Origin of the sequence: Shewanella algidipiscicola (genome assembly GCF_003605125.1) — a bacterium.
GTDB lineage: Bacteria > Pseudomonadota > Gammaproteobacteria > Enterobacterales > Shewanellaceae > Shewanella > Shewanella algidipiscicola.
Window position 1 is genome coordinate 201,788 of the sequence record NZ_QPQT01000003.1, and the last position, 19,852, is coordinate 221,639.

General features: G+C 46.1%; 19 protein-coding genes. 17 read left to right on the forward strand and 2 right to left on the reverse strand.

The features are described 5' to 3' along the window. Positions 1–23 precede the first annotated feature (23 nt). The 15 genes from fliR to DVO77_RS04645 all read left to right on the forward strand — a co-directional run bounded on the left by fliR (position 24) and on the right by DVO77_RS04645 (position 15,068). The gene (gene fliR / locus DVO77_RS04575; RefSeq protein WP_110456359.1) at positions 24–821 is read left to right on the forward strand and encodes a flagellar biosynthetic protein FliR; all 798 of its coding nucleotides are present in this window, start codon (positions 24–26) and stop codon (positions 819–821) included. After that, complete coding sequence (gene flhB, locus DVO77_RS04580; RefSeq protein WP_110456358.1) at positions 821–1,954, forward strand: flagellar biosynthesis protein FlhB; 1,134 nt, start codon at positions 821–823, stop codon at positions 1,952–1,954. The genes fliR and flhB overlap by 1 nt, the downstream gene beginning before the upstream one ends. Positions 1,955–2,046: 92 nt before the next feature. Continuing rightward, positions 2,047–4,146, forward strand: coding sequence for a flagellar biosynthesis protein FlhA (gene flhA, locus DVO77_RS04585; protein WP_119977493.1), 2,100 nt, complete (start codon positions 2,047–2,049; stop codon positions 4,144–4,146). Positions 4,147–4,157: 11 nt separating this feature from the next. Then, complete coding sequence (gene flhF / locus DVO77_RS04590) at positions 4,158–5,549, forward strand: flagellar biosynthesis GTPase FlhF (RefSeq protein WP_119977494.1); 1,392 nt, start codon at positions 4,158–4,160, stop codon at positions 5,547–5,549. A 4-nt stretch (positions 5,550–5,553) separates the two neighbouring features. Beyond that, a complete protein-coding gene (locus DVO77_RS04595) occupies positions 5,554–6,435 on the forward strand; it encodes a MinD/ParA family protein (protein ID WP_119977495.1) in 882 nt (293 codons plus the stop codon). After that, a complete protein-coding gene (locus DVO77_RS04600) occupies positions 6,428–7,147 on the forward strand; it encodes an RNA polymerase sigma factor FliA (protein WP_119977496.1) in 720 nt (239 codons plus the stop codon). The genes DVO77_RS04595 and DVO77_RS04600 overlap by 8 nt, the downstream gene beginning before the upstream one ends. A gap of 42 nt (positions 7,148–7,189) precedes the next feature. Then, positions 7,190–7,573: a chemotaxis response regulator CheY gene (gene cheY, locus DVO77_RS04605; protein ID WP_119977497.1), complete on the forward strand. Its 384-nt coding sequence runs from the start codon at positions 7,190–7,192 to the stop codon at positions 7,571–7,573. A gap of 13 nt (positions 7,574–7,586) precedes the next feature. After that, positions 7,587–8,324, forward strand: coding sequence for a protein phosphatase CheZ (locus tag DVO77_RS04610; RefSeq protein ID WP_119977498.1), 738 nt, complete (start codon positions 7,587–7,589; stop codon positions 8,322–8,324). A 15-nt stretch (positions 8,325–8,339) separates the two neighbouring features. Continuing rightward, a complete protein-coding gene (locus tag DVO77_RS04615) occupies positions 8,340–10,511 on the forward strand; it encodes a chemotaxis protein CheA (RefSeq protein ID WP_119977499.1) in 2,172 nt (723 codons plus the stop codon). A 93-nt stretch (positions 10,512–10,604) separates the two neighbouring features. Beyond that, positions 10,605–11,723 (forward strand): protein-glutamate methylesterase/protein-glutamine glutaminase, encoded by a 1,119-nt coding sequence (locus DVO77_RS04620; RefSeq protein WP_119977500.1) that lies wholly within the window; start codon positions 10,605–10,607, stop codon positions 11,721–11,723. Further along, complete coding sequence (locus DVO77_RS04625) at positions 11,716–12,192, forward strand: membrane anchored protein in chemotaxis locus (protein ID WP_119977501.1); 477 nt, start codon at positions 11,716–11,718, stop codon at positions 12,190–12,192. The genes DVO77_RS04620 and DVO77_RS04625 overlap by 8 nt, the downstream gene beginning before the upstream one ends. A 51-nt stretch (positions 12,193–12,243) precedes the next feature. Then, positions 12,244–13,035, forward strand: coding sequence for a ParA family protein (locus DVO77_RS04630; protein WP_119977502.1), 792 nt, complete (start codon positions 12,244–12,246; stop codon positions 13,033–13,035). After that, positions 13,019–14,011 carry a chemotaxis protein CheW gene (locus DVO77_RS04635; RefSeq protein ID WP_119977503.1) on the forward strand — a complete coding sequence of 331 codons (993 nt, stop codon included), beginning with the start codon at positions 13,019–13,021 and terminating at the stop codon, positions 14,009–14,011. The genes DVO77_RS04630 and DVO77_RS04635 overlap by 17 nt, the downstream gene beginning before the upstream one ends. A 7-nt stretch (positions 14,012–14,018) precedes the next feature. Continuing rightward, positions 14,019–14,513: a chemotaxis protein CheW gene (locus tag DVO77_RS04640; RefSeq protein ID WP_110456347.1), complete on the forward strand. Its 495-nt coding sequence runs from the start codon at positions 14,019–14,021 to the stop codon at positions 14,511–14,513. A 153-nt stretch (positions 14,514–14,666) separates the two neighbouring features. After that, positions 14,667–15,068, forward strand: coding sequence for a DUF2802 domain-containing protein (locus DVO77_RS04645; protein WP_204165101.1), 402 nt, complete (start codon positions 14,667–14,669; stop codon positions 15,066–15,068). Positions 15,069–15,450: 382 nt separating this feature from the next. Here DVO77_RS04645 and DVO77_RS04655 read toward each other — a convergent pair whose 3' ends face one another. Next, positions 15,451–15,771: an EscU/YscU/HrcU family type III secretion system export apparatus switch protein gene (locus tag DVO77_RS04655; protein ID WP_119977505.1), complete on the reverse strand. Its 321-nt coding sequence runs from the start codon at positions 15,769–15,771 to the stop codon at positions 15,451–15,453. Between the two features lie 12 nt (positions 15,772–15,783). Continuing rightward, positions 15,784–17,619: a hypothetical protein gene (locus DVO77_RS04660; protein WP_119977506.1), complete on the reverse strand. Its 1,836-nt coding sequence runs from the start codon at positions 17,617–17,619 to the stop codon at positions 15,784–15,786. A gap of 184 nt (positions 17,620–17,803) precedes the next feature. On the opposite strand from DVO77_RS04660, the gene DVO77_RS04665 reads away from it, so the two are divergent. After that, a complete protein-coding gene (locus tag DVO77_RS04665) occupies positions 17,804–18,586 on the forward strand; it encodes an MlaA family lipoprotein (protein WP_110456342.1) in 783 nt (260 codons plus the stop codon). A gap of 122 nt (positions 18,587–18,708) precedes the next feature. Then, positions 18,709–19,812, forward strand: coding sequence for a response regulator (locus DVO77_RS04670; protein WP_119977507.1), 1,104 nt, complete (start codon positions 18,709–18,711; stop codon positions 19,810–19,812). Positions 19,813–19,852 lie beyond the last annotated feature (40 nt).

A 19,852-nucleotide genomic window follows, 5' to 3' on the forward strand; every position in this document is an offset into this window, starting at 1 on the left:
GTTGGTTAAGCGGTGAGGCGAATATGGAAATATTAATGTCCACCATTATGGAAACCATTTCCGCTTATATGTGGCCGCTTTACCGGGTGTCCAGTATGTTGATGGTGATGGCTGTTTTTGGCGCTAATACCACCTCAGTGCGGATCCGTCTCTTGTTGTCTGTGGCAATAACCTTTGCCATTGCTCCTGTGTTACCCGTTAATACCGATGTGGAACTGTTTTCATTAGCGGCTGTATTTGTCACCGCGCAGCAGATAGTGATCGGTGTGGCGATGGGATTTGTTACCTTGTTAATCATGCAAACGTTTGTGTTAACAGGCCAAATTATCGGTATGCAAACCAGCTTAGGTTTCGCTTCAATGGTGGATCCCAGTTCCGGCCAGCAGACACCTGTGGTGGGTAACTTTTTTCTATTGCTAACCACTATGATTTTTCTTGCTATCGACGGCCATCTCGTGATGATCCGCATGCTGGTCGCTAGCTTTGACACCATCCCCGTATCGAATCAAGGTATTTCTATCGCCAGTTACCGTCAACTGGCTGAGTGGGGCAGTTATATGTTTGGCGCCGCGCTGACCATGTCTATTTCGGCGATTGTGGCGTTGCTATTGATTAACTTAGCGTTTGGGGTCATGACCCGCGCCTCACCGCAACTCAATATTTTTGCAATTGGCTTTCCGGTTACCATGGTCGGTGGTTTGGTGATTTTATGGCTTACTTTAACGCCCATTATGGCGCATTTCGATGAAGTCTGGCGCTCGGCGCAGTTATTGCTGTGTGATGTGGTGCAGTTACAGTGTCGTGCTGATGGGAGCTTCTAATGGCAGAAAATGATTCTAGCCAAGAAAAAACCGAAGAAGCCACCTCCAGAAAGCGCCAACAGGCGCGTGATAAAGGCCAGGTTGCCCGCTCAAAAGAGCTAGGTACTTCTGCGGTGCTCATGTCGGCGGCATTTGGGTTTGTCATAGTGGGCCCTGACTTAGGCGTGGCGCTTATCAATGTAATGAAAAAGCTGTTCACCATGGAGCGCGCGGCGATTTTCGATACCAATAGCATGTACAACGTGTGGGAGCTGGTGCTGCGTGAGTTGGCAATGCCAATGGCGATTTTTATCGTGTTTTTGGCTGTGGTAGCCTTTTTGGGCAACATCGTTATCGGAGGGATCACCTTTTCAGTGAAAGCCTTTATGCCTAAAGCGAGCAAAATGAACCCAGTTAGCGGCTTTAAACGTATGTTTGGTGTGCAAGCGTTAGTGGAATTAACCAAGGGAATTGCAAAGTTTTCTGTGGTCGCTATGATGGCGTACTTTTTACTGTATTACTATTTCGTCGATATCTTAACTCTGTCACAAGGGCACCTACCGGGTAATGTTTATAATGCGTTAGATCTGCTGATATGGATGTTTATTATTTTATGTTCATCGACAGTGATCATTGTCGCTATCGACGTGCCGTTTCAAATTTGGAACCACAGCAAACAGCTGCGCATGACTAAGCAAGAGATCAAAGACGAATATAAAGATACCGAAGGGCAACCCGAAGTTAAGGGGCGGGTGCGGCAGATGCAGCGTGAGATGGCGCAGCGTCGCATGATGACCGAAGTCCCTAATGCCGACGTGATAGTGGTCAATCCTGATCACTATGCGGTGGCGATTAAATATGATGTCACTAAGGCCGCTGTGCCCTATGTGCTGGCTAAAGGGGTCGATGAGGTTGCCTTTAAGATACGTGAAATTGCCAGAGAGCACGAGGTGGCTATCGTATCTGCGCCACCGCTGGCACGGGCGATTTATCATACGACTAAGATAGAGCAAGAGATCCCTGAAGGGCTCTTCACCGCAGTTGCTCAGGTATTGGCCTATGTCTTTCAGTTGAAGCAATATCAACAAAAAGGCGGTAAGCGACCCACACCCGTGCCGTTAAATCAGCCTATTCCCGATGAGCTGAAATATTAGCGTGGTGTTTGCTGTAGCTAGGTGACTGCAAGTAGGTTGGCGCGCTTTTTGCTGTTAACCGTTCAGATGTCAAAGTTCAGGCGCTAAAATTGATGGATTTGAAAGCAACATTAGGTCAACTAAAACAGGTTAAACCGGCAAACTTTAAGGGCATAGGCACGCCTGTACTCGTGCTCGCCGCCTTGGCGATGATCATCTTGCCGATGCCGGCATTCTTACTCGATATCCTATTTTCGTTCAATATTGCCTTGGCCTTGGTGGTGCTCTTAGTGGCTATCTATTCTGATCGCCCGCTCGACTTTGCAGCCTTTCCAACGGTATTGCTGGTCGCTACTTTGCTGCGACTGGCGCTAAACGTGGCCTCGACCCGTATCGTATTGCTCGAAGGCCATAATGGTGGCGATGCCGCCGGTAAAGTAATTGAAGCGTTCGGATCTGTGGTGATTGGCGGCAATTATGCTGTTGGTCTGGTTGTATTTCTTATCTTGATCATTATCAACTTCGCCGTGGTCACCAAAGGTGCTGGGCGTATTTCTGAAGTGAGCGCCCGTTTTACCCTCGATGCGATGCCAGGTAAACAGATGGCTATCGATGCCGATTTAAACGCTGGGGTGTTAAACCAAGATCAGGCGCGCTTGCGCCGCGCTGAAGTCACTAAAGAAGCCGACTTTTATGGTGCAATGGATGGTGCGTCAAAATTTGTAAAAGGTGATGCAATTGCGGGCATCATGATTTTAGTGATCAACATTCTCGGCGGCTTTGTCATTGGTATGGTGCAGCACGGGCTAGATTTCTCCTCAGCTGTAGAAATTTATACCTTGCTGACAATTGGTGATGGTTTGGTGGCGCAGATCCCGGGCCTGTTATTGTCGATTGCCGCCGCGTTAATGGTGACGCGTCAAAATGAGTCGGGTGACATGGGTCAAATGGTGATGGGGCAGATGTTTGACAGCCCTAAATCCTTAGGTATTGCCGCCGCGGTATTGTTAATTATGGGGATAGTGCCCGGCATGCCGCATTTTGCTTTTCTCAGCTTTGGTTTACTGACTGCTGGTGGTGCCTATTATATTCACCGTAAAAAAGATCTCGACCGTCAAAGAGCGTTAGAGCTAGCGAAAACCTCCCCGAGTCCTGCTGGCGATGCTAAGCCTAAAGAGTTAAGTTGGGATGATGTGCAACATGTTGATACCATAGGGTTAGAGGTTGGCTATCGTCTAATCCCCTTGGTCGATAAGGGCCAAGGTGGTGAATTACTCAATCGTATCAAAGGGGTGCGTAAGAAGCTGTCACAGGAATTAGGCTTCTTGGTGCCGGCGGTGCATATCCGTGACAATTTAGATTTATCGCCCAACACCTATCGCATCTCCTTGATGGGCGTGGCGTCGGGTGAGGCTGAAATTCGCCATGACTGTGAACTTGCGATTAACCCAGGCCAAGTGTATGGCAAGCTCGATGGGGTTGAAACCACGGATCCCGCCTTTGGGCTTGAGGCCGTTTGGATAGCCCCCGAGCTGAGAGAGCACGCACAAACCTTAGGTTATACCGTGGTTGACGCGGCAACAGTGGTTGCTACGCACCTTAGCCAATTGCTCACCAATAACGCTTCTAAGTTGTTAGGTTATGAAGAGGTACAGCAGTTAATGGATATGCTGGCTAAGCATTCACCTAAGTTAGTTAATGGTTTTATTCCCGATGTCATGCCGCTGGGCACTGTGGTAAAAGTGATGCAAAACTTGCTTAACGAGGGCGTGTCTATTCGAGATTTGAAAACCATAGTACAAACCCTGTTAGAATATGGGCCCAAGAGTAATGACACTGAGGTGTTGACCGCTGCGGTGCGTATCGCCTTGAAGCGCATGATCATTCAAGAGATCAGCGGCCCAGAGCCTGAAATTCCTGTCATTACTTTGGCGCCAGAGTTGGAACAGATGTTGCATCAGTCAATGCAAGCAACAGGAGGCGATGGGCCGAATATCGAACCTAGCCTAGCTGAGCGGATGCAGAAATCGCTTATCGATGCATCGCAACGTCAAGAGATGGTGGGAGAACCCGCTATTTTATTGACCTCAGGAATGTTACGTTCGACGCTGTCTAGATTCGTTAAACATACGATTCCAAATTTACGGGTGATCTCCTATCAAGAAGTGCCCGATGAAAAACAAATACGCATCGTATCAGCGGTCGGCCAGTAGAGGGTATTTAGGTGAAAATTAAACGTTTTTTAGCAAAAGATATGCGCTCAGCTTTGGCCCAAGTGAAAGAGACCTTAGGTTCTGATGCGGTGATCATGTCTAATAAAAAAGTCACCGGTGGCATAGAGATTGTCGCCGCTGTCGATTATGACGAGCCCAAGAAGACCCCAAGTTCAGCCTCGGTGAATCTGGCGCCGTCGAGCTTACTGGATCTTGCCGATGAAAAAGTCTCTATTGGCCGACAACCCATCAAGACCGAGTCAAAAAAACAACCTGCGCCCGCCGCCGATTCATTGCAAGCCCTGCTTGAGCGTCAACAAAGTCGTGTCAATCAACAGATTGGTCGCACCAATGAAGAGTTAGAGATGCCCGAATGGGCTAAAGGGTTACAAGCGCCTAACAACGACCCTAAGCCGGCACGCGCAGAAGCGAGTCAACATCACTTTGGTCAAAAGCGAGATAAACCGGCACCTGCAAGTGCAGAGCTTGACTCAATGCGAGAAGAGTTAGCATCACTGCGTAACCTATTGACCCATCAAGTGACTTCGCTACTAAGCGAGCAAAAGAGTCGCCAGGATCCTGTTGGTGCCATGCTTGAAAGCCGCCTCTTAGCGGCGGAGTTTTCGGCCGAAGTGGCAGCCAAACTGTCTAGATTAAGCGAACATTATCCGCCAGCTGAATTAGTCAAAACCTTGCCGAGAAGTTTAGCCAACATGCTCGATAATCAAGGTGATGATATTGTGCGCCAAGGTGGCGTGGTCGCTTTTGTGGGGCCAACGGGTGTCGGAAAAACCACCAGTGTTGCCAAAATAGCCGCTCGATTTGCTGCACACCATGGTTCAGATCAAGTTGCATTGATAACAACCGATCATTATCGCATTGGAGCCTTTGAGCAACTGGCAACCTATGGCAAAATAATGGGGTGTCCAGTAAAGCAGGCTCATGATCTCAATGAGTTGGAACAAATTTTATATCAGCTGCGCAATCGCAAGCTAGTATTGATAGATACAGCTGGCATGGGGCAGCGAGATATACGCTTATTCCAGCAACTTGACAATTTAACGGCAAATAGCAGATTACCTATACGCAGTTATCTGGTACTGTCGTCAACGAGTCAAAGAAGAGTACTAGAAGATGCGGTGAAGCAGTTCGCTAGAATCCCATTATCGGGTGTAGTATTAACCAAACTGGACGAGTCGGTCGCCTTAGCACCAGCCTTGAGCGTATTGATCCAAAGTGGTTTACCATTAAGTTATGTCACTGATGGCCAACGAGTTCCAGAAGATATGCAGGTTGCAGATACACTCGCGTTAGCACACAAGGCGCTTTCAGTATTAGATAAGAAAGAGCAACCTGTACAACAAACTGAAAGGTCACATCAACAGGCCTATGCATTTGAGTAAAACAATGAGTCGGGATCAAGCAAGCGGTTTACGAATGATGAATCAACCAAATAACGAAAAAGTAAAAGTAATTGCAGTGAGCGGGGGTAAAGGGGGCGTGGGTAAAACCAGTGTCTCTATCAATACCGCGGTTTCGCTCGCTGAAAAGGGCAAACGTGTCTTAGTGCTCGATGCCGACTTGGGCCTAGCGAATGTCGATGTGATGTTAGGCCTAAGGGCTGAACGTAATTTATCCCATGTGCTGTCAGGCGATGCCGATCTTGATGATGTGATCGTTAGAGGTCCTAAGGGCATAGGCATTATTCCCGCCACGTCGGGCTCACAGTCGATGGTTGAGCTCTCTCCTGCCCAGCATGCTGGACTAATCCGCGCCTTTAGCGAAATGCGGACTCAATTTGATATTTTAATTGTCGATACCGCCGCCGGTATTTCTGACATGGTGCTGAGCTTTTCACGGGCATCGCAAGATGTACTCATAGTGGTATGTGATGAGCCAACGTCGATTACTGATGCTTATGCTTTAATTAAGATTCTAAGCCGCGAGCACGGTGTGTTCCGCTTTAAAATTGTAGCCAATATGGTCAGAAGCCTGCGTGAAGGGATGGAGCTGTTCGCTAAATTAAGCAAAGTCACCGATCGCTTTCTTGATGTCGCTCTTGAGCTTGTTGCCACGATTCCATTCGATGAAAACCTGCGAAAATCAGTACGTAAGCAAAAGCTTATCGTTGAGGCATTCCCCAAATCACCTGCGTCAATTGCTTATCATGGGCTAGCGAATAAAATCATCAGTTGGCCTATCCCACAGCAACCGGGTGGTCACTTAGAGTTTTTTGTTGAACGCTTAATACAACGTAACGATCAGCAAGAGGAACGCACTAGTGAGTAAAGCGGCCGCGTATACCTGTTTAGATAATAAAGCGTCTATCGTTGAACAGTATGCGCCGCTAGTAAAAAGGATTGCCCACCATTTATTAGCCCGTTTGCCAGCATCTGTTCAATTGGATGATCTATTACAAGCAGGTATGATGGGTCTGCTTGAAGCATCGTCAAATTTCGATGGCAGCAAAGGCGCCAAATTTGAAACCTTTGCGGGAATTCGAATTAGGGGCTCGATGCTCGATGAAATAAGGCGTGGCGATTGGGTACCGCGTTCGGTACATCGCAATCAACGCCGTGTTGCACAAGTGATTGACGAGCTCGAACAAGAACTTGGCCGTGACGCTAAAGATAATGAAATTGCTGACCGATTAGACATGACATTAGATGAATATCATCACATTCTTAACGATGTGTCTGTCGGAAAAGTAATTGGTATTGAAGATCTGGGCGTTTCGGTCGATATAGTAAGGCAGGAAGACGATCACCAAGACGATGCATTCCATGCATTAGCCGAAACTCAGTTTCATCAAGCCTTGGTTGACGCGATTAAATTATTACCAGAAAGAGATGGTTTAGTTTTGTCATTATATTATGACGAAGCATTAAATTTAAAAGAGATTGGTGCCGTGCTGGACGTTAGCGAGTCGAGAGTGAGCCAGATATTAAGTCAGGCCATGTTGAGATTAAAAGCTAAGTTAACGCATTGGACCCAAATATAACGATTACATGAGCAACATAAAAATAGCTCCGCGGAGGAAACCTTGGACAAGAATATGAAGATTCTCGTCGTTGACGACTTTTCAACAATGAGGCGTATCATCAAGAACTTGTTAAGAGACTTGGGTTTTAACAACACTCAGGAAGCTGATGACGGTTCAACGGCATTGCCTATGCTACAGAAAGGCGATTTTGATTTTGTCGTAACCGACTGGAACATGCCTGGTATGCAAGGAATTGACCTACTAAAGGCCATTCGCGCAGATGACAATCTTAAGCACCTACCGGTGTTAATGGTGACAGCGGAAGCAAAAAGGGAACAGATCATCGCAGCGGCGCAAGCTGGTGTAAATGGTTATGTTGTTAAGCCTTTTACCGCAGCAACATTAAAAGAGAAGTTAGACAAAATTTTTGAACGTCTCAGTTAATTAAGGTTGAGCTATGCAGGCAGATACTTTAGGACTGATCACGTTAGCACAAGCAAAACAACTTGTTGAATTGCTAGAGGCTAATGAGCAGGATAAAGCTGACGATATCGTAAGGGACATTGCCAGTCCGATTCAAAAAGAGTTATTTGATGAAGTCGGTAGATTAACACGTCAACTTCACAGTGCCATTGTCGATTTTCAGGTCGATGATCGCTTGATTGAACTGACTAACAGTGAAATTCCTGATGCTAAAGAGCGCTTAAGTTATGTCATCGAGATGACAGAGCAAGCGGCCAATAAAACCATGGATGCGGTTGAAGAGTCATTACCCCTCGCCGATGCACTAACCACCAATATTAAAGCGGTTAAACCAACGTGGGATCGCTTAATGAAGCGAGATATCCAGCTGCATGAGTTTAAAGCCTTATGTCACGATGTGCAGCAGTTTATCGACCGCAGTGAGTCTGATTCAACTCGTTTGAAAGAGCTGTTGAACAATATTTTGTTAGCTCAAGATTTCCAAGATCTTACCGGGCAGATGATCCGCCGAGTGATTGAGTTAGTGCGTGAAGTCGAAAATAATTTGGTGTCCATGTTGACCATGTTTGGTGAACAACCAGCCTCGAGTCAGACGTTTAAATCAACCAAGAGTGTCGAAGCCGAAGGTCCGATTATGAACGCAGAATTGCGTGATGATGTGGTAACTGGGCAAGATGAAGTGGATGACTTACTGTCGAGTCTAGGTTTCTAAGTAGGAGTCATATTAATGTCGTTTGATGTTGATGAAGAGATACTGCAGGACTTTTTGATAGAGGCGGGAGAAATACTCGAACTGTTATCTGAACAGCTGGTCATGTTGGAAAATAATCCAGATGATACCGAACTGCTCAATGCCATTTTTCGTGGATTTCATACCGTCAAAGGCGGAGCGGGCTTTTTAAGTCTCACTCCCATGGTCGATGTCTGCCATGAAGCAGAAAACACCTTTGATTTGTTGCGTACAGGCAAACGAAGCGTCTCTGCTGAGCTTATGGATATTATTCTACAGGCGGTCGATGCAATTAACTCGATGTTTGCCGAGACGAAAGCTGGACAGTCTCAAAGTCCCGCCGATGACACTCTATTGGCTAACCTGAAGCTGTTAAGTTCTGGCGGTATGCTAGCGTCCGAAGTGGCATTGTCTGCCGATACGCCAGTGGCAACGATTGTCGATGAGCAACCCGATACCCAAAGCAACGAAGGTGCTACGCTGTTTGAGCCGCTTGATTCGAGCGAGCAAGCAACAACGGATATGGGGGAAAGCAATGATGGCGATGGCAGTATCGATGAAATCAACGAATCTGAATTCGAAGCCTTGCTTGATGCACTTCATGGTTCTGATAAAGGGCCATCTGCGACTGAATCTGCTTTTGACGACATAGGTAGCGCTAGTGACGATATCACCGATGATGAGTTTGAATCGCTGCTCGACGAATTACACGGCGCGGGTAGCTTCAAGCCTCCAGTGGCGCCAATTGCTAATGAGCCTGAACCGCCTGCTTCAGCAGTCGATGCCGACGAAATTAGTGACGATGAATTTGAAAAGTTACTCGACGAATTACATGGCTCTGGTGCAGGTCCGGGTGTCTCCTCGGTAGCTGCTCCTGCAGCAAAAGCGGCTGAACCGCCCAAGCCCGCAGCGCCGGCTCCGAGTTCTGCTAAAACCGTGGTCAAAGAAAAAGCTCCATTAGCCAAAGCACCTGCAGCGAATACGCCACAAGCAGAAACCACAGTGCGGGTAGATACCGCCAGACTCGATGAGATCATGAACATGGTCGGTGAGTTAGTGTTGGTACGAAATCGTTTACTTAGCCTTGGTATTTCTCGTGATGACGAAGATATGTCAAAAGCTTTAGCTAACTTAGATTTGGTGACTGCCGATCTGCAAGGCGCGGTCATGAAAACCCGTATGCAGCCGATCAAAAAAGTATTTGGTCGTTTTCCGCGCGTGGTTCGAGATTTAGCCAGAACGCTTAACAAAGAGATCGATCTTCGCATGATAGGTGAAGACACAGATCTGGATAAAAACTTAGTTGAGGCACTGGCAGACCCATTAGTTCACTTGGTGCGTAACTCTGTTGACCACGGCATTGAGATGCCCGATGAACGTGAAGCCAATGGTAAAACGCGTACCGGCACCATTACCTTGTCAGCCAGTCAAGAGGGGGATCATATCCTGCTCAAGATTGAGGATGATGGCGCAGGGATGGATCCCGATAAGCTCAAGCAAATCGCTATCAGTCGTGGCGTGCTCGATGAAGATGCCGCAGCTCGCATGACAGATTCAGAAGCATATAATCTGATTTTTGCACCTGGTTTTTCAACTAAGGTTGAGATCTCTGATATTTCAGGGCGTGGTGTAGGGATGGACGTTGTTAAGACACGTATCACCCAACTTAACGGTACTGTGCATATTAATTCCTTTAAAGGTAAGGGCACTTGTTTAGAGATTAAAGTACCTCTTACCTTAGCGATTATGCCGACGCTGATGGTTGAAGTTGCTCAACAAGTGTTTGCCTTACCGTTATCGAGCGTCAATGAAATTTTCCATCTTGATTTAACCAAAACCAATGTGGTTGATGGACAGTTGACTGTGATCGTCCGTGAAAAGGCGGTGCCACTATTCTATCTAGAAAATTGGCTTAACAGGAAAATGAGCGGTTTTAAACATGGTGATAAAAAGCATGGCCATGTGGTAATTGTCCAGTTGGGTACGATACAGATAGGTTTTGTGGTTGACTCCTTGATCGGTCAAGAAGAAGTGGTGATTAAACCTCTAGGGACCTTGCTTCATGGGACGCCAGGAATGGCGGGTGCGACGATCACCTCTGATGGTGGTATTGCACTGATTTTAGACGTCCCAGGATTATTAAAGCATTACGCTAAAAATAAGCAGTAACCTTGGTAATACAGTCTGATTGTAACTAAGCGTGACACCGTAATGGGGTCGCGCTTTATTACTAACAGACGCATGCTGTCGATAGGAAATTGAATGGCCATTAAAGTATTAGTTGTCGATGATTCGAGCTTTTTTCGTCGAAGAGTCAGTGAGATCGTAAGCAAAGATCCTGATTTAGAAGTCATAGGTACCGCCGTTAATGGCGCTGAAGCGGTTAAACTGGCCGAACAGCTCAAGCCTCAAGTGATCACCATGGATATCGAGATGCCCGTGATGGACGGTATTACGGCCGTGCGTCAGATCATGGCGAAGTGCCCGACACCTATCTTGATGTTTTCCTCTTTGACTCACGATGGTGCTCAAGCGACGTTAGATGCGTTAGAAGCTGGCGCGCTCGACTTTCTTCCAAAACGTTTTGAAGATATCGCCACTAATAAAGATGATGCCATTCTATTGCTACAGCAGCGAATAAAAGCCTTGGGTCGACGTCGAATTTACCGACCCATTGCCCCACGTCCTGCACCAGTGAGCCCTTCGACTAGACCGAATATGACTGGTGCCGTGGCGGGTCGAGAAGTGGTACAACCGGTAAGGCCTTCACTACGTAGCCAAACACCGCATCGCGCTAGTGGTAAAAAATACAAGATATTGCTTATTGGTACATCAACCGGTGGCCCGGTGGCTTTGCAGCGCATTTTAACTAAATTACCCGCGAGTTATCCGCATCCGATTTTACTGATACAGCACATGCCAGCGGCATTTACTCCTGCCTTTGCTGCTCGCTTAAATGGCCTCTGTGCCATTAATGTTAAAGAGGCTGAAAATGGTGATCAGCTACGGGCTGGTTGTGCTTATTTAGCTCCAGGCGGCATGCAAATGATGCTTGAGCGCAGTGGCGCTTATGGGCGTATTAAAATTATCGCTGGTAGTGCCGATATGAATTACAAACCTTGTGTCGATATTACGTTTGCTTCGGCATCAAAGTTAGTGGGTGGCGATGCGCTTGCCGTTATTCTCACTGGTATGGGCGCCGATGGACGCGAGGGGGCACGAATGCTGAAAAATATGGGGGCGACTATTTGGGCGCAAGATGAAGCCAGCTGTGTCGTCTACGGTATGCCGCAAGCGGTAACCGCTGCGGGTATATCGAGTAAGTCCTTAGCTCTTGATGATATGGCAGAAGCTATTTTGACCGAGAGCGCGCGTGGCTAAGCAACAGCCCAGTACCACACTCTTGTTGTGGTTATTTTTATTGACCATGAGCACTGTGGTTACAGGGGCGCTGTATTTCGATATGCGCCACAAGAATAGTTTATTAGAAGCTCAAATTACAGAGCTTGAAAATAGCCAAGTGCTGCTCATGGTGCCCGAGGAGCAGGCGCAACCTCTAGCCGATTGGATGGCTGCGAACCCTAAGGTGACGCAGTCGATTATCGATCAAGCTAAGCCAGGCTCGCAAGTGCGGGTGGAAATGGGCGGGGCTGCGCCGCCGTCCCACTTAGATAATAATGTTAAGGCATTGACTATGCCGCCACCTAATACGACAGCAGTGCATGGGTCTGAAAATAGCGACGTCGTTATCAAAATTCAAGCCGATGAGCTGCCAGAAAGTAAAGATGGTGTTAAGGTGATCACCTTGCCCCATGGTGGCATTAGAGTGACTACGCGTGATGATAATTAAGTCAGTAAACTAGCCAACGCTGGACGATATGACGATATAAAGGGGTTTTTGTTGAAGATCTGGACCATAGCAAACCAAAAGGGTGGTGTCGGTAAAACGACAACGGTAGTAAGCCTTGCCGGTGCGTTAGCAAAGCGTGAGCAGCGTGTGCTGATGGTCGATACCGATCCTCATGCATCACTGGGCTACTATCTGGGTATTGACTCTGAGGCGGTGTCTGCGTCTTTATATGATCTGTTTTTAAATCATAAAGCCCTGACTAAAGCGCAGGTATCTAGCCATATAGTATCCACTAAAGTCGAGGGGATAAGCTTACTGCCAGCAACCATGGCACTGGCCACATTAGATCGCTCCTTAGGTCATCAAGAAGGTATGGGGCTTATCTTAAAAAAATTGTTAGCTTTAGTGGCCGAGGATTACGATACGGTATTAATCGATTGCCCACCGGTTCTCGGGGTATTGATGGTCAATGCATTGGCTGCAAGTGAGCATATATTGGTGCCAGTACAAACTGAGTTTTTAGCGATAAAAGGCCTCGATAGAATGGTGAAAACCATGATTTTAATGGGGCGTTCGAAACAGATAACATATAGCTACACTGTTATTCCGACTATGTATGACCGACGTACTAAAGCGTCCTCATCGGCACTACAACAGCTAGAAACCGATTACGGTGCTGCGTTGTGGCCAGATGTCATTCCAATAGATACCAAGTTCAGAGACGCGAGCTTAGCTCATCTTCCAGCATCGCACTATGCGGCTCACTCTCGTGGAGTAAAAGCCTATGATCGCTTGCTAGATTATTTGTTCAGTAAGGAGTTTGCCCATGTCAAACTCAACTGATGATGCGGTATTAGACTATTTTGCATTATTATTAGCGGACGATGTGAGTGATAGCAGCGAAGTCAGCAATAAGCCGACGGTAACCAATCAACCCGATAAGTTAACAAGCTTTGAGGAGCTATCTACTTCTTCGCCGCAGGTGAAACCGGCCTTAACGCAGCCGAAAACGACAGCAAGGGTTTCGTTTGCCAGTCACAAAGCGAATAAAAAATCGTTAGCTCAACTGCTAGCCCCAGTTGCCGGAGCTCATGGGAGCGATATCGAGACTCAACTTGTGACCGCACAGGCCGAGCCTAAGGTGCAGTTAAGTACCCAACCTAAGATAAAGCTTGCCGAAGATGTCGCGGCCATAGCAACTAAAAAACCATCGGTGGTTGCGCCACAAATCAAAGAAAAGCTAGAAATTTCCACTAGTATTAAGTTGGACAGCCAACAAGATAAAGATATTCAGCAAGTTGTTGTGCCACCAACCCAAACCGGCGCAACGCCACCTGGGATAACGGAGTCGTTAATTGACACCTTAGATGAACAATTTCAGGTGTTATTTTTTAAAGTGGCTGGTTTGACCCTTGCCGTTCCATTAGTGAGTTTAGGTGGCATAGTCAAAATTGAGCGGGTTAACCATATTATGGGGAGGCCTAATTGGTATTATGGTGTCCAAGCGCACCGGGACTCGCAGCTCAACGTGGTCGATACCTGTGCTTGGGTGATGCCCGAAAAATACGATGACAAGCTAGCACAATCGGTTAATTACCAATATATTGTGTTGCTAGAGAACAGTAATTGGGGATTGGCGTGCGAATCGCTGGTCAACTCGGTTAAAATTTTAAAATCGGAAGTTAACTGGCGCACCAAAGCGGGTAAACGCCCATGGTTAGCTGGCGTAGTGAAAGAGCAGATGTGCGGCATATTACATGTGCAAGCATTGATTGAATTATTGAATTTAGGATTAAGTAGTCAGGACTCTATTGACTGAGGTTTATATGGCAGATGTAAGAAACGTCGCGGCAGTGGCTGCAAGTAAAGATGATGAAGTGTTGCAGTGGGTTACTTTCCGTTTAGACAATGAAACCTACGGCATTAATGTAATGCAGGTTCAAGAAGTGCTGCGCTATACCGAAATTGCTCCGGTACCAGGTGCACCGCATTACGTATTGGGTATCATTAACTTACGCGGTAATGTGGTTACTGTTATCGATACTCGTTCACGCTTTGGCTTGGCTTCATCTGATGTAGATGACTCTACCCGTATCGTGATCATCGAAGCTGAAAAGCAAGTGATTGGTATTTTGGTCGATAGCGTTGCTGAAGTGGTCTACCTTCGAGCTTCTGATATCGACAACGCGCCGAATGTGGGCACTGAAGAAAGCGCTAAGTTTATTCAAGGCGTCAGTAATCGAGATAATGAACTGCTGATTTTGGTTGATTTAGATAAGCTATTATCCGATGAAGAGTGGATGGAACTCACTCAATTATAATAGATTTATCTATTCAGAGTATTACTCTGTTAGTGTAAAAGCCATCGCGAATACCGATGGCTTTTTAGTATAATGACAACACTCATAGCATGATTGTGGTTTTACGATCCTTGCGTATCAGTTATATCAATAAATGGAGTGGAACCAGATATGATAGCCGATGAAATCTTAATCGCGGCATTGCTCTATGTCGTTGCTTGTTTAGGGTTAGTGTTATATCAGCAAAAACAAACGGCTAAATTACGCTCCAAAGTAGAAGCGCTGACGTTATTAGTCAAGGAAAGTGATCGCCAGCGCGAAGCGGTTAAACGTGAATTGCAAGAGTTGCGTAGCGGCACCATAGGTGTTGGCCGCCGGATGTTAGAATTGGAAAAACGACTCGCAAAGCAAGACGCTAGAATTGATGAAACCAGCCAACAAGATCCTCAAGCGCGGCTCTATTCCCGAGCGATGAAAATGGTATCGTTGGGCGCTGGCGTTGAAGAGTTGGTGGCAGAATGTGAATTGCCTAAAGCTGAAGCGGAATTGCTGCTTAGGTTACATGGTAAAGGCTAGTTCAACATGTGCTGGTACTTTAGGTGCCAGCCAAATCTATGTTGTCGAGCTAAGATTTCAAACGTAATACTTTTCGCGCAAGGTTAAAGCGAGCCATGGTCAGGGCAAGGATAGGGTCACTTAGTTTAAACAAAAAAGTCGCACCACGTATCAATGCCAGCAATGAGCGCAATCGCTGTATAAGAGCATTGAAAGCCTTTACCAAAAAGCAGGGCTTCTTGTTTTTTACCGTATTGCAGCTTCTTGAAAGAGAATGCGCCGTTATCATTGTTTACCTTACCATATCGCCAAAAACTCAAGTCATTGATAGGTATCACATACCTCAAATCGCCAATAACTCAAATTGCAACTGTGGTAAAAAAGCATCAAGGTTTAACCGATCTTAAGCTTCTTGGACGATTTTATGGTGCATGTTATCCCAGCGCTCGGGAAATTTACCGTCTAACATATAGGCAAAAGCGATTAACTCGGCAATAAGCAGGTAAAGCTCCTTTGGAATTTCTTCACCAATCTCAAGCTTTTGTAAAAAATTACTCAGGTCGGGGTTTTGATGAATATAAATGCCAGACTCTTTCGCTAAGGCGATGATCTCTGCCGCCACTAAACCACTGCCTTTGGCGGTGATTTTCGGACTAGATATACCATCATAGCTTAATGCAACCGCTTGGGTTGATGCCGGTGTATTGTTATCTTTGGTCGACATAATGAACTTTACCTATGCTTTAATTTTGACTAAGTAGTGTTCACCAGGTAACAGGCTGGCAGGCACCTGGCTTTGCTGGGTGACAATGTTAACGCTTTGCATACCGATACTGGACAACTTTTGCTGAAGTGATTCAAGGCGGAGATTAATCGTCGTGAGCAGTGGCTTGCTATCTGCGGTAAAACTCAGGCTAAGTTGCTGTTGTTTGATATCAGCATTGATCAGTAGGCTGCCACTGGATAAGTTAAACTTAAGCTGTAAACGCCATTTATCATGTTTATCTGAATCTTGTGGGGTTTGTTCAAAGTGGCCTTCTAGTTCCTCTTGCTTGTTGTCTAAGGTGTAAGGTAAGGCAAAATACCAGTTAATGCCTTGGTTGTTATCACTGCTGGCTTGCTGGTACAAGGAGAGCCCTGATAACAGCTTACCCATTGATTCTCCAGTTCCGGCTTTATCTAATAATCTAAGTAATGTTGAGCTAACGCCAATTTGTCGCTGTAATTGTTGGAGGTACTTATTGGCGTCGACCTGAGTATTTTGCTGCAGATTACGACCTAACAATAACTGAAAAAGCACGGCAATAGTGCCACTATGGCTGTTATTACCTAAAGTATGATTGGAGATTGGTGGGGTTATCCCAGCTAATGTATCAATGAGTTCTCGTTGCACAAGGCTTGGTACGGCGAGATCGGCTAATGGACGTGGAAAGGCAAGCGCTAATTGTTGCTTAACTAAGCTTAGAAGGGATTGCTCAGTCGCTATTTTTACTGTGTCAGTATTGCGGGTGGCTTCGCTTCCTGCCATTTGCTGCATGGCTTGGGTCAATCCTCGATGTAAGGGGGGCGATGCTGCTTTTCCTAAGGTGTTGACTGTTTGACGGTTGGTGTCATTCACTGGTAATGCGAGTGATTTTGGTTTTAGCATCAATTGGCTAATGCCGTTTAGCATTGGTGATACTCGATTGGCATCAGTGAGTGAGGTGCTAATGCTTGCTGCCATTTGAAACAGGTTTGTCTTGCTAAGTGCATCACTTGGCGCCGTGATGGGGCCTAAAAGCTGACCCATACCTGCTGGACGCTGGGCCGTTAAGTGTCCCTCTGCCAATCTGTCTGGCACTTTTAGCCCAGATAATGCGGTGTGTAAGCTGGCAATTTGTGATTGAGGCACAGCAAGTGCTGCAAGTTGCTGACTCAGCTGACTGTAAGTGCTCGTCAGTGAGGGAAGGGTGAGCAGTTGTTGGTTGGTTACGTCTTGTTTTGGTGCTTGATTTAACACTACAGGGAGCAAGGTAACTGCTATTTGATCAAGTTTGGTTGTTAAACTTAATTGTAATTGTCCGTTTTCCATTATGATAGCTGCGCTATAGGTGCCTGAGGGTAAGTTGCTATTGCCAGAGGTAAAGGCGAGAGCACCTGCCAAGCTAACCATACCCGCTACCACTTTCGCCTCACCAAGGGGGTAGCCTTGTACTCTTGTTGCTAGCTGAGTTAGCTGTGCAAGATTGACTCGATTTCCCTTAATGTAAGCCTGCAAAGGGGCGGGAATTGGTTCGTTATAGGTATTGCCCAGTAATTGTAATGTCGCGCTTAAATTGGCTGATGCCGCCGTGGAGGGCACAACCCGAGTGACCACAACTTGTTGCGTGTCAATCCTGCTCAGTGCTTGGCGATCAACACGGCGAGAATAATCGATGCGATAATCATGTTTATTAAGCTTTATTGAATCGCCTTCGGCGGTACGTTTGATCTCAACCGGAATGAGTACCTCTGCTTTACTGCCACTGGGCGTGCCGGGTTTCTGTGCCCCTGCGCCCGTGGTTACAGGCGTTGTAATGCTATTTTGACTCAAGTGGCTGCCCCAAATGATGAAGTGTTTAAAGACATTTTACAAATTTCAATTTGACCTAGTCATTTTGCTGAGTATCCTTAGCGGTCTGAAAGGAAAAGCAAACTGTGTAGTCTAGTATTACCTATATCGTCATAAGTACAGATGACTTTAGCTATAGGCAATACTGTATAGGAATCCGAGTTATATGAAGTATAAATGGAGTGCGTTGAGCCTGCTATTGCTTGGGGCGCCATTGGCAGCCCAAACGCCACAAGAAGATGAAGCCAGTGCTAAGGAAAGCGCCACAGAAGTGTCTATTATTTATAATGATGACAGAGATCCTTTCGAGAGCTTTAACCGTGCTATGTGGGATTTTAACTATCTATACTTAGACAGATATTTATACCGTCCTGTCGCCCACGGCTATAATGATTACTTGCCACGCCCGGTAAAAACTGGGGTTAATAACTTCGTACAGAATTTTGAAGAGCCAAGTTCCTTGGTCAACAATGCCTTACAAGGTAAGTGGGGCTGGGCAGCGAATGCTGGTGGTCGCTTTACCATTAATACGACATTGGGCTTGCTCGGGATAGTTGATGTGGCCGATATGATGGGACTACCACGTAAGCAAGATGAGTTTAGTGAGGTACTAGGCTATTACGGCGTGCCAAACGGTCCCTATTTTATGGCGCCTTTCTTAGGGCCTTATGTGACGCGTGAATTAGCCTCTGATTGGGTTGATGGGCTCTATTTCCCATTATCAGAACTCACTATGTGGCAGTCACTGGCTAAATGGGGCTTAAAAAACTTGCATCGACGTGCTTCTGCAATCGATCAAGAGCGCTTAGTGGATAACGCATTAGACCCGTATGCTTTTGTTAAAGAAGCTTATTTTCAACATTTAGACTATAAAGTCTATGACGGAGATGTACCTGTCTCGACCGATGATGATGAGCTGCTCGATGAATATATGAAAGAGTTAGATTAGCGGATCACTCGCCCCTTGATTAACCAATCATGCTTAAGGGGTGAGTTTTATTGCTTATTATCACGTACAAAGATGTACTAGGTTAGTTAGCTTTGTCGCTGTGCAAAGCATGAGGAAGCTCAATGGCGTTAGAAGATCTAGTGATATTGTTGGTTGAAGATGATCCGGTTTTTCGCAGTGTGGTCGCCGCTTTTCTCTCGAGCCGAGGAGCCACGGTTGTTGAAGCCGATGATGGTCGTCAGGGATTAGCGCGTTTTAGCCAGACTGATTTTGATATCGTATTAGCGGATTTAAGTATGCCGATCCTAGGCGGTTTAGACATGCTAAAGCAGATGGTTAAGCGCAAGCCTAATACCTTATCAATCGTTATTTCGGGCAATCAGGTGATGGCCGATGTTGTCGAAGCGCTGCGGATCGGCGCTAGCGATTATCTTGTGAAGCCTGTCAACGATCTTTTTTTGATTGAAAATGCCATTCACCAATGTATCGACGGCCCGCGTCAACAAGATGTGAAGCTTGATGATCTAGAAGAACTGTCCTATCAAGAATTACAAGAGCACCTAAATTTACTTGAGCAAAACGCTGAAGCAGCCAAAAGTGTGCAGCAACAACTCTTTCCCCCATCAGCTATTGATTATCCCAAAGCTACCATCGACTATAGTTTATTCAAGAATGACGACGTTAGTGCTTACTTTATCGATAGTGCAAATGTTGGTGAGCAGTATCAAATTATGTATATGGCTCATTTTCATCCGCAGGATAATCGTTCAGCATTTGCCAGTGTACTACTTAAAAGTTTTGTGAACCAAAAACTAAAACTCTTTCGTAACGGTAATAGTCACACAGTTATCGAGCCGTTTAGTATGCTCAGCTATCTCAATGACAGGCTCAGTAAGTCTGGCTTGAATATTTATGTTGACCTTATTTATGTGGTGGTGGAGTTAACCCATTATCGCGCTTCAATAGCTCAAGCTGGTAAAGGGCTGAGATGTTATATCCGTAATGATGAGGGGTTATTACCATTAGCTATGCCTGATGCCTTGCAGTTGGGTATTTTTGATTGGGGTCAGCCTAGTACCCAATTTAGAGATTTATTGCCAGCAGAACGTTTGTGTATTGTCTCAAGTGGTAGTGAACATAAAGCCATGCTTTTGGCCAATCATTTTGTTGGCTTAACCTATGAAACCACAATTGCGCCAGGTGGTTATGTACAGATGAGTTGTTAACTGGCTTAATTTAAGGCAACACATCCGCTGACATCAAATC

Coding starts and splice junctions, on each gene's coding strand:
- fliR (WP_110456359.1), top strand. CDS start 24: ATGGAAATATTAATGTCCACCATTATGGAAACCATTTCCGCTTATATG.
- flhB (WP_110456358.1), top strand. CDS start 821: ATGGCAGAAAATGATTCTAGCCAAGAAAAAACCGAAGAAGCCACCTCC.
- flhA (WP_119977493.1), top strand. CDS start 2,047: ATGGATTTGAAAGCAACATTAGGTCAACTAAAACAGGTTAAACCGGCA.
- DVO77_RS04595 (WP_119977495.1), top strand. CDS start 5,554: ATGAGTCGGGATCAAGCAAGCGGTTTACGAATGATGAATCAACCAAAT.
- DVO77_RS04610 (WP_119977498.1), top strand. CDS start 7,587: ATGCAGGCAGATACTTTAGGACTGATCACGTTAGCACAAGCAAAACAA.
- DVO77_RS04615 (WP_119977499.1), top strand. CDS start 8,340: ATGTCGTTTGATGTTGATGAAGAGATACTGCAGGACTTTTTGATAGAG.
- DVO77_RS04620 (WP_119977500.1), top strand. CDS start 10,605: ATGGCCATTAAAGTATTAGTTGTCGATGATTCGAGCTTTTTTCGTCGA.
- DVO77_RS04635 (WP_119977503.1), top strand. CDS start 13,019: ATGTCAAACTCAACTGATGATGCGGTATTAGACTATTTTGCATTATTA.
- DVO77_RS04640 (WP_110456347.1), top strand. CDS start 14,019: ATGGCAGATGTAAGAAACGTCGCGGCAGTGGCTGCAAGTAAAGATGAT.
- DVO77_RS04655 (WP_119977505.1), bottom strand. CDS start 15,771: ATGTCGACCAAAGATAACAATACACCGGCATCAACCCAAGCGGTTGCA.
- DVO77_RS04665 (WP_110456342.1), top strand. CDS start 17,804: ATGAAGTATAAATGGAGTGCGTTGAGCCTGCTATTGCTTGGGGCGCCA.
- DVO77_RS04670 (WP_119977507.1), top strand. CDS start 18,709: ATGGCGTTAGAAGATCTAGTGATATTGTTGGTTGAAGATGATCCGGTT.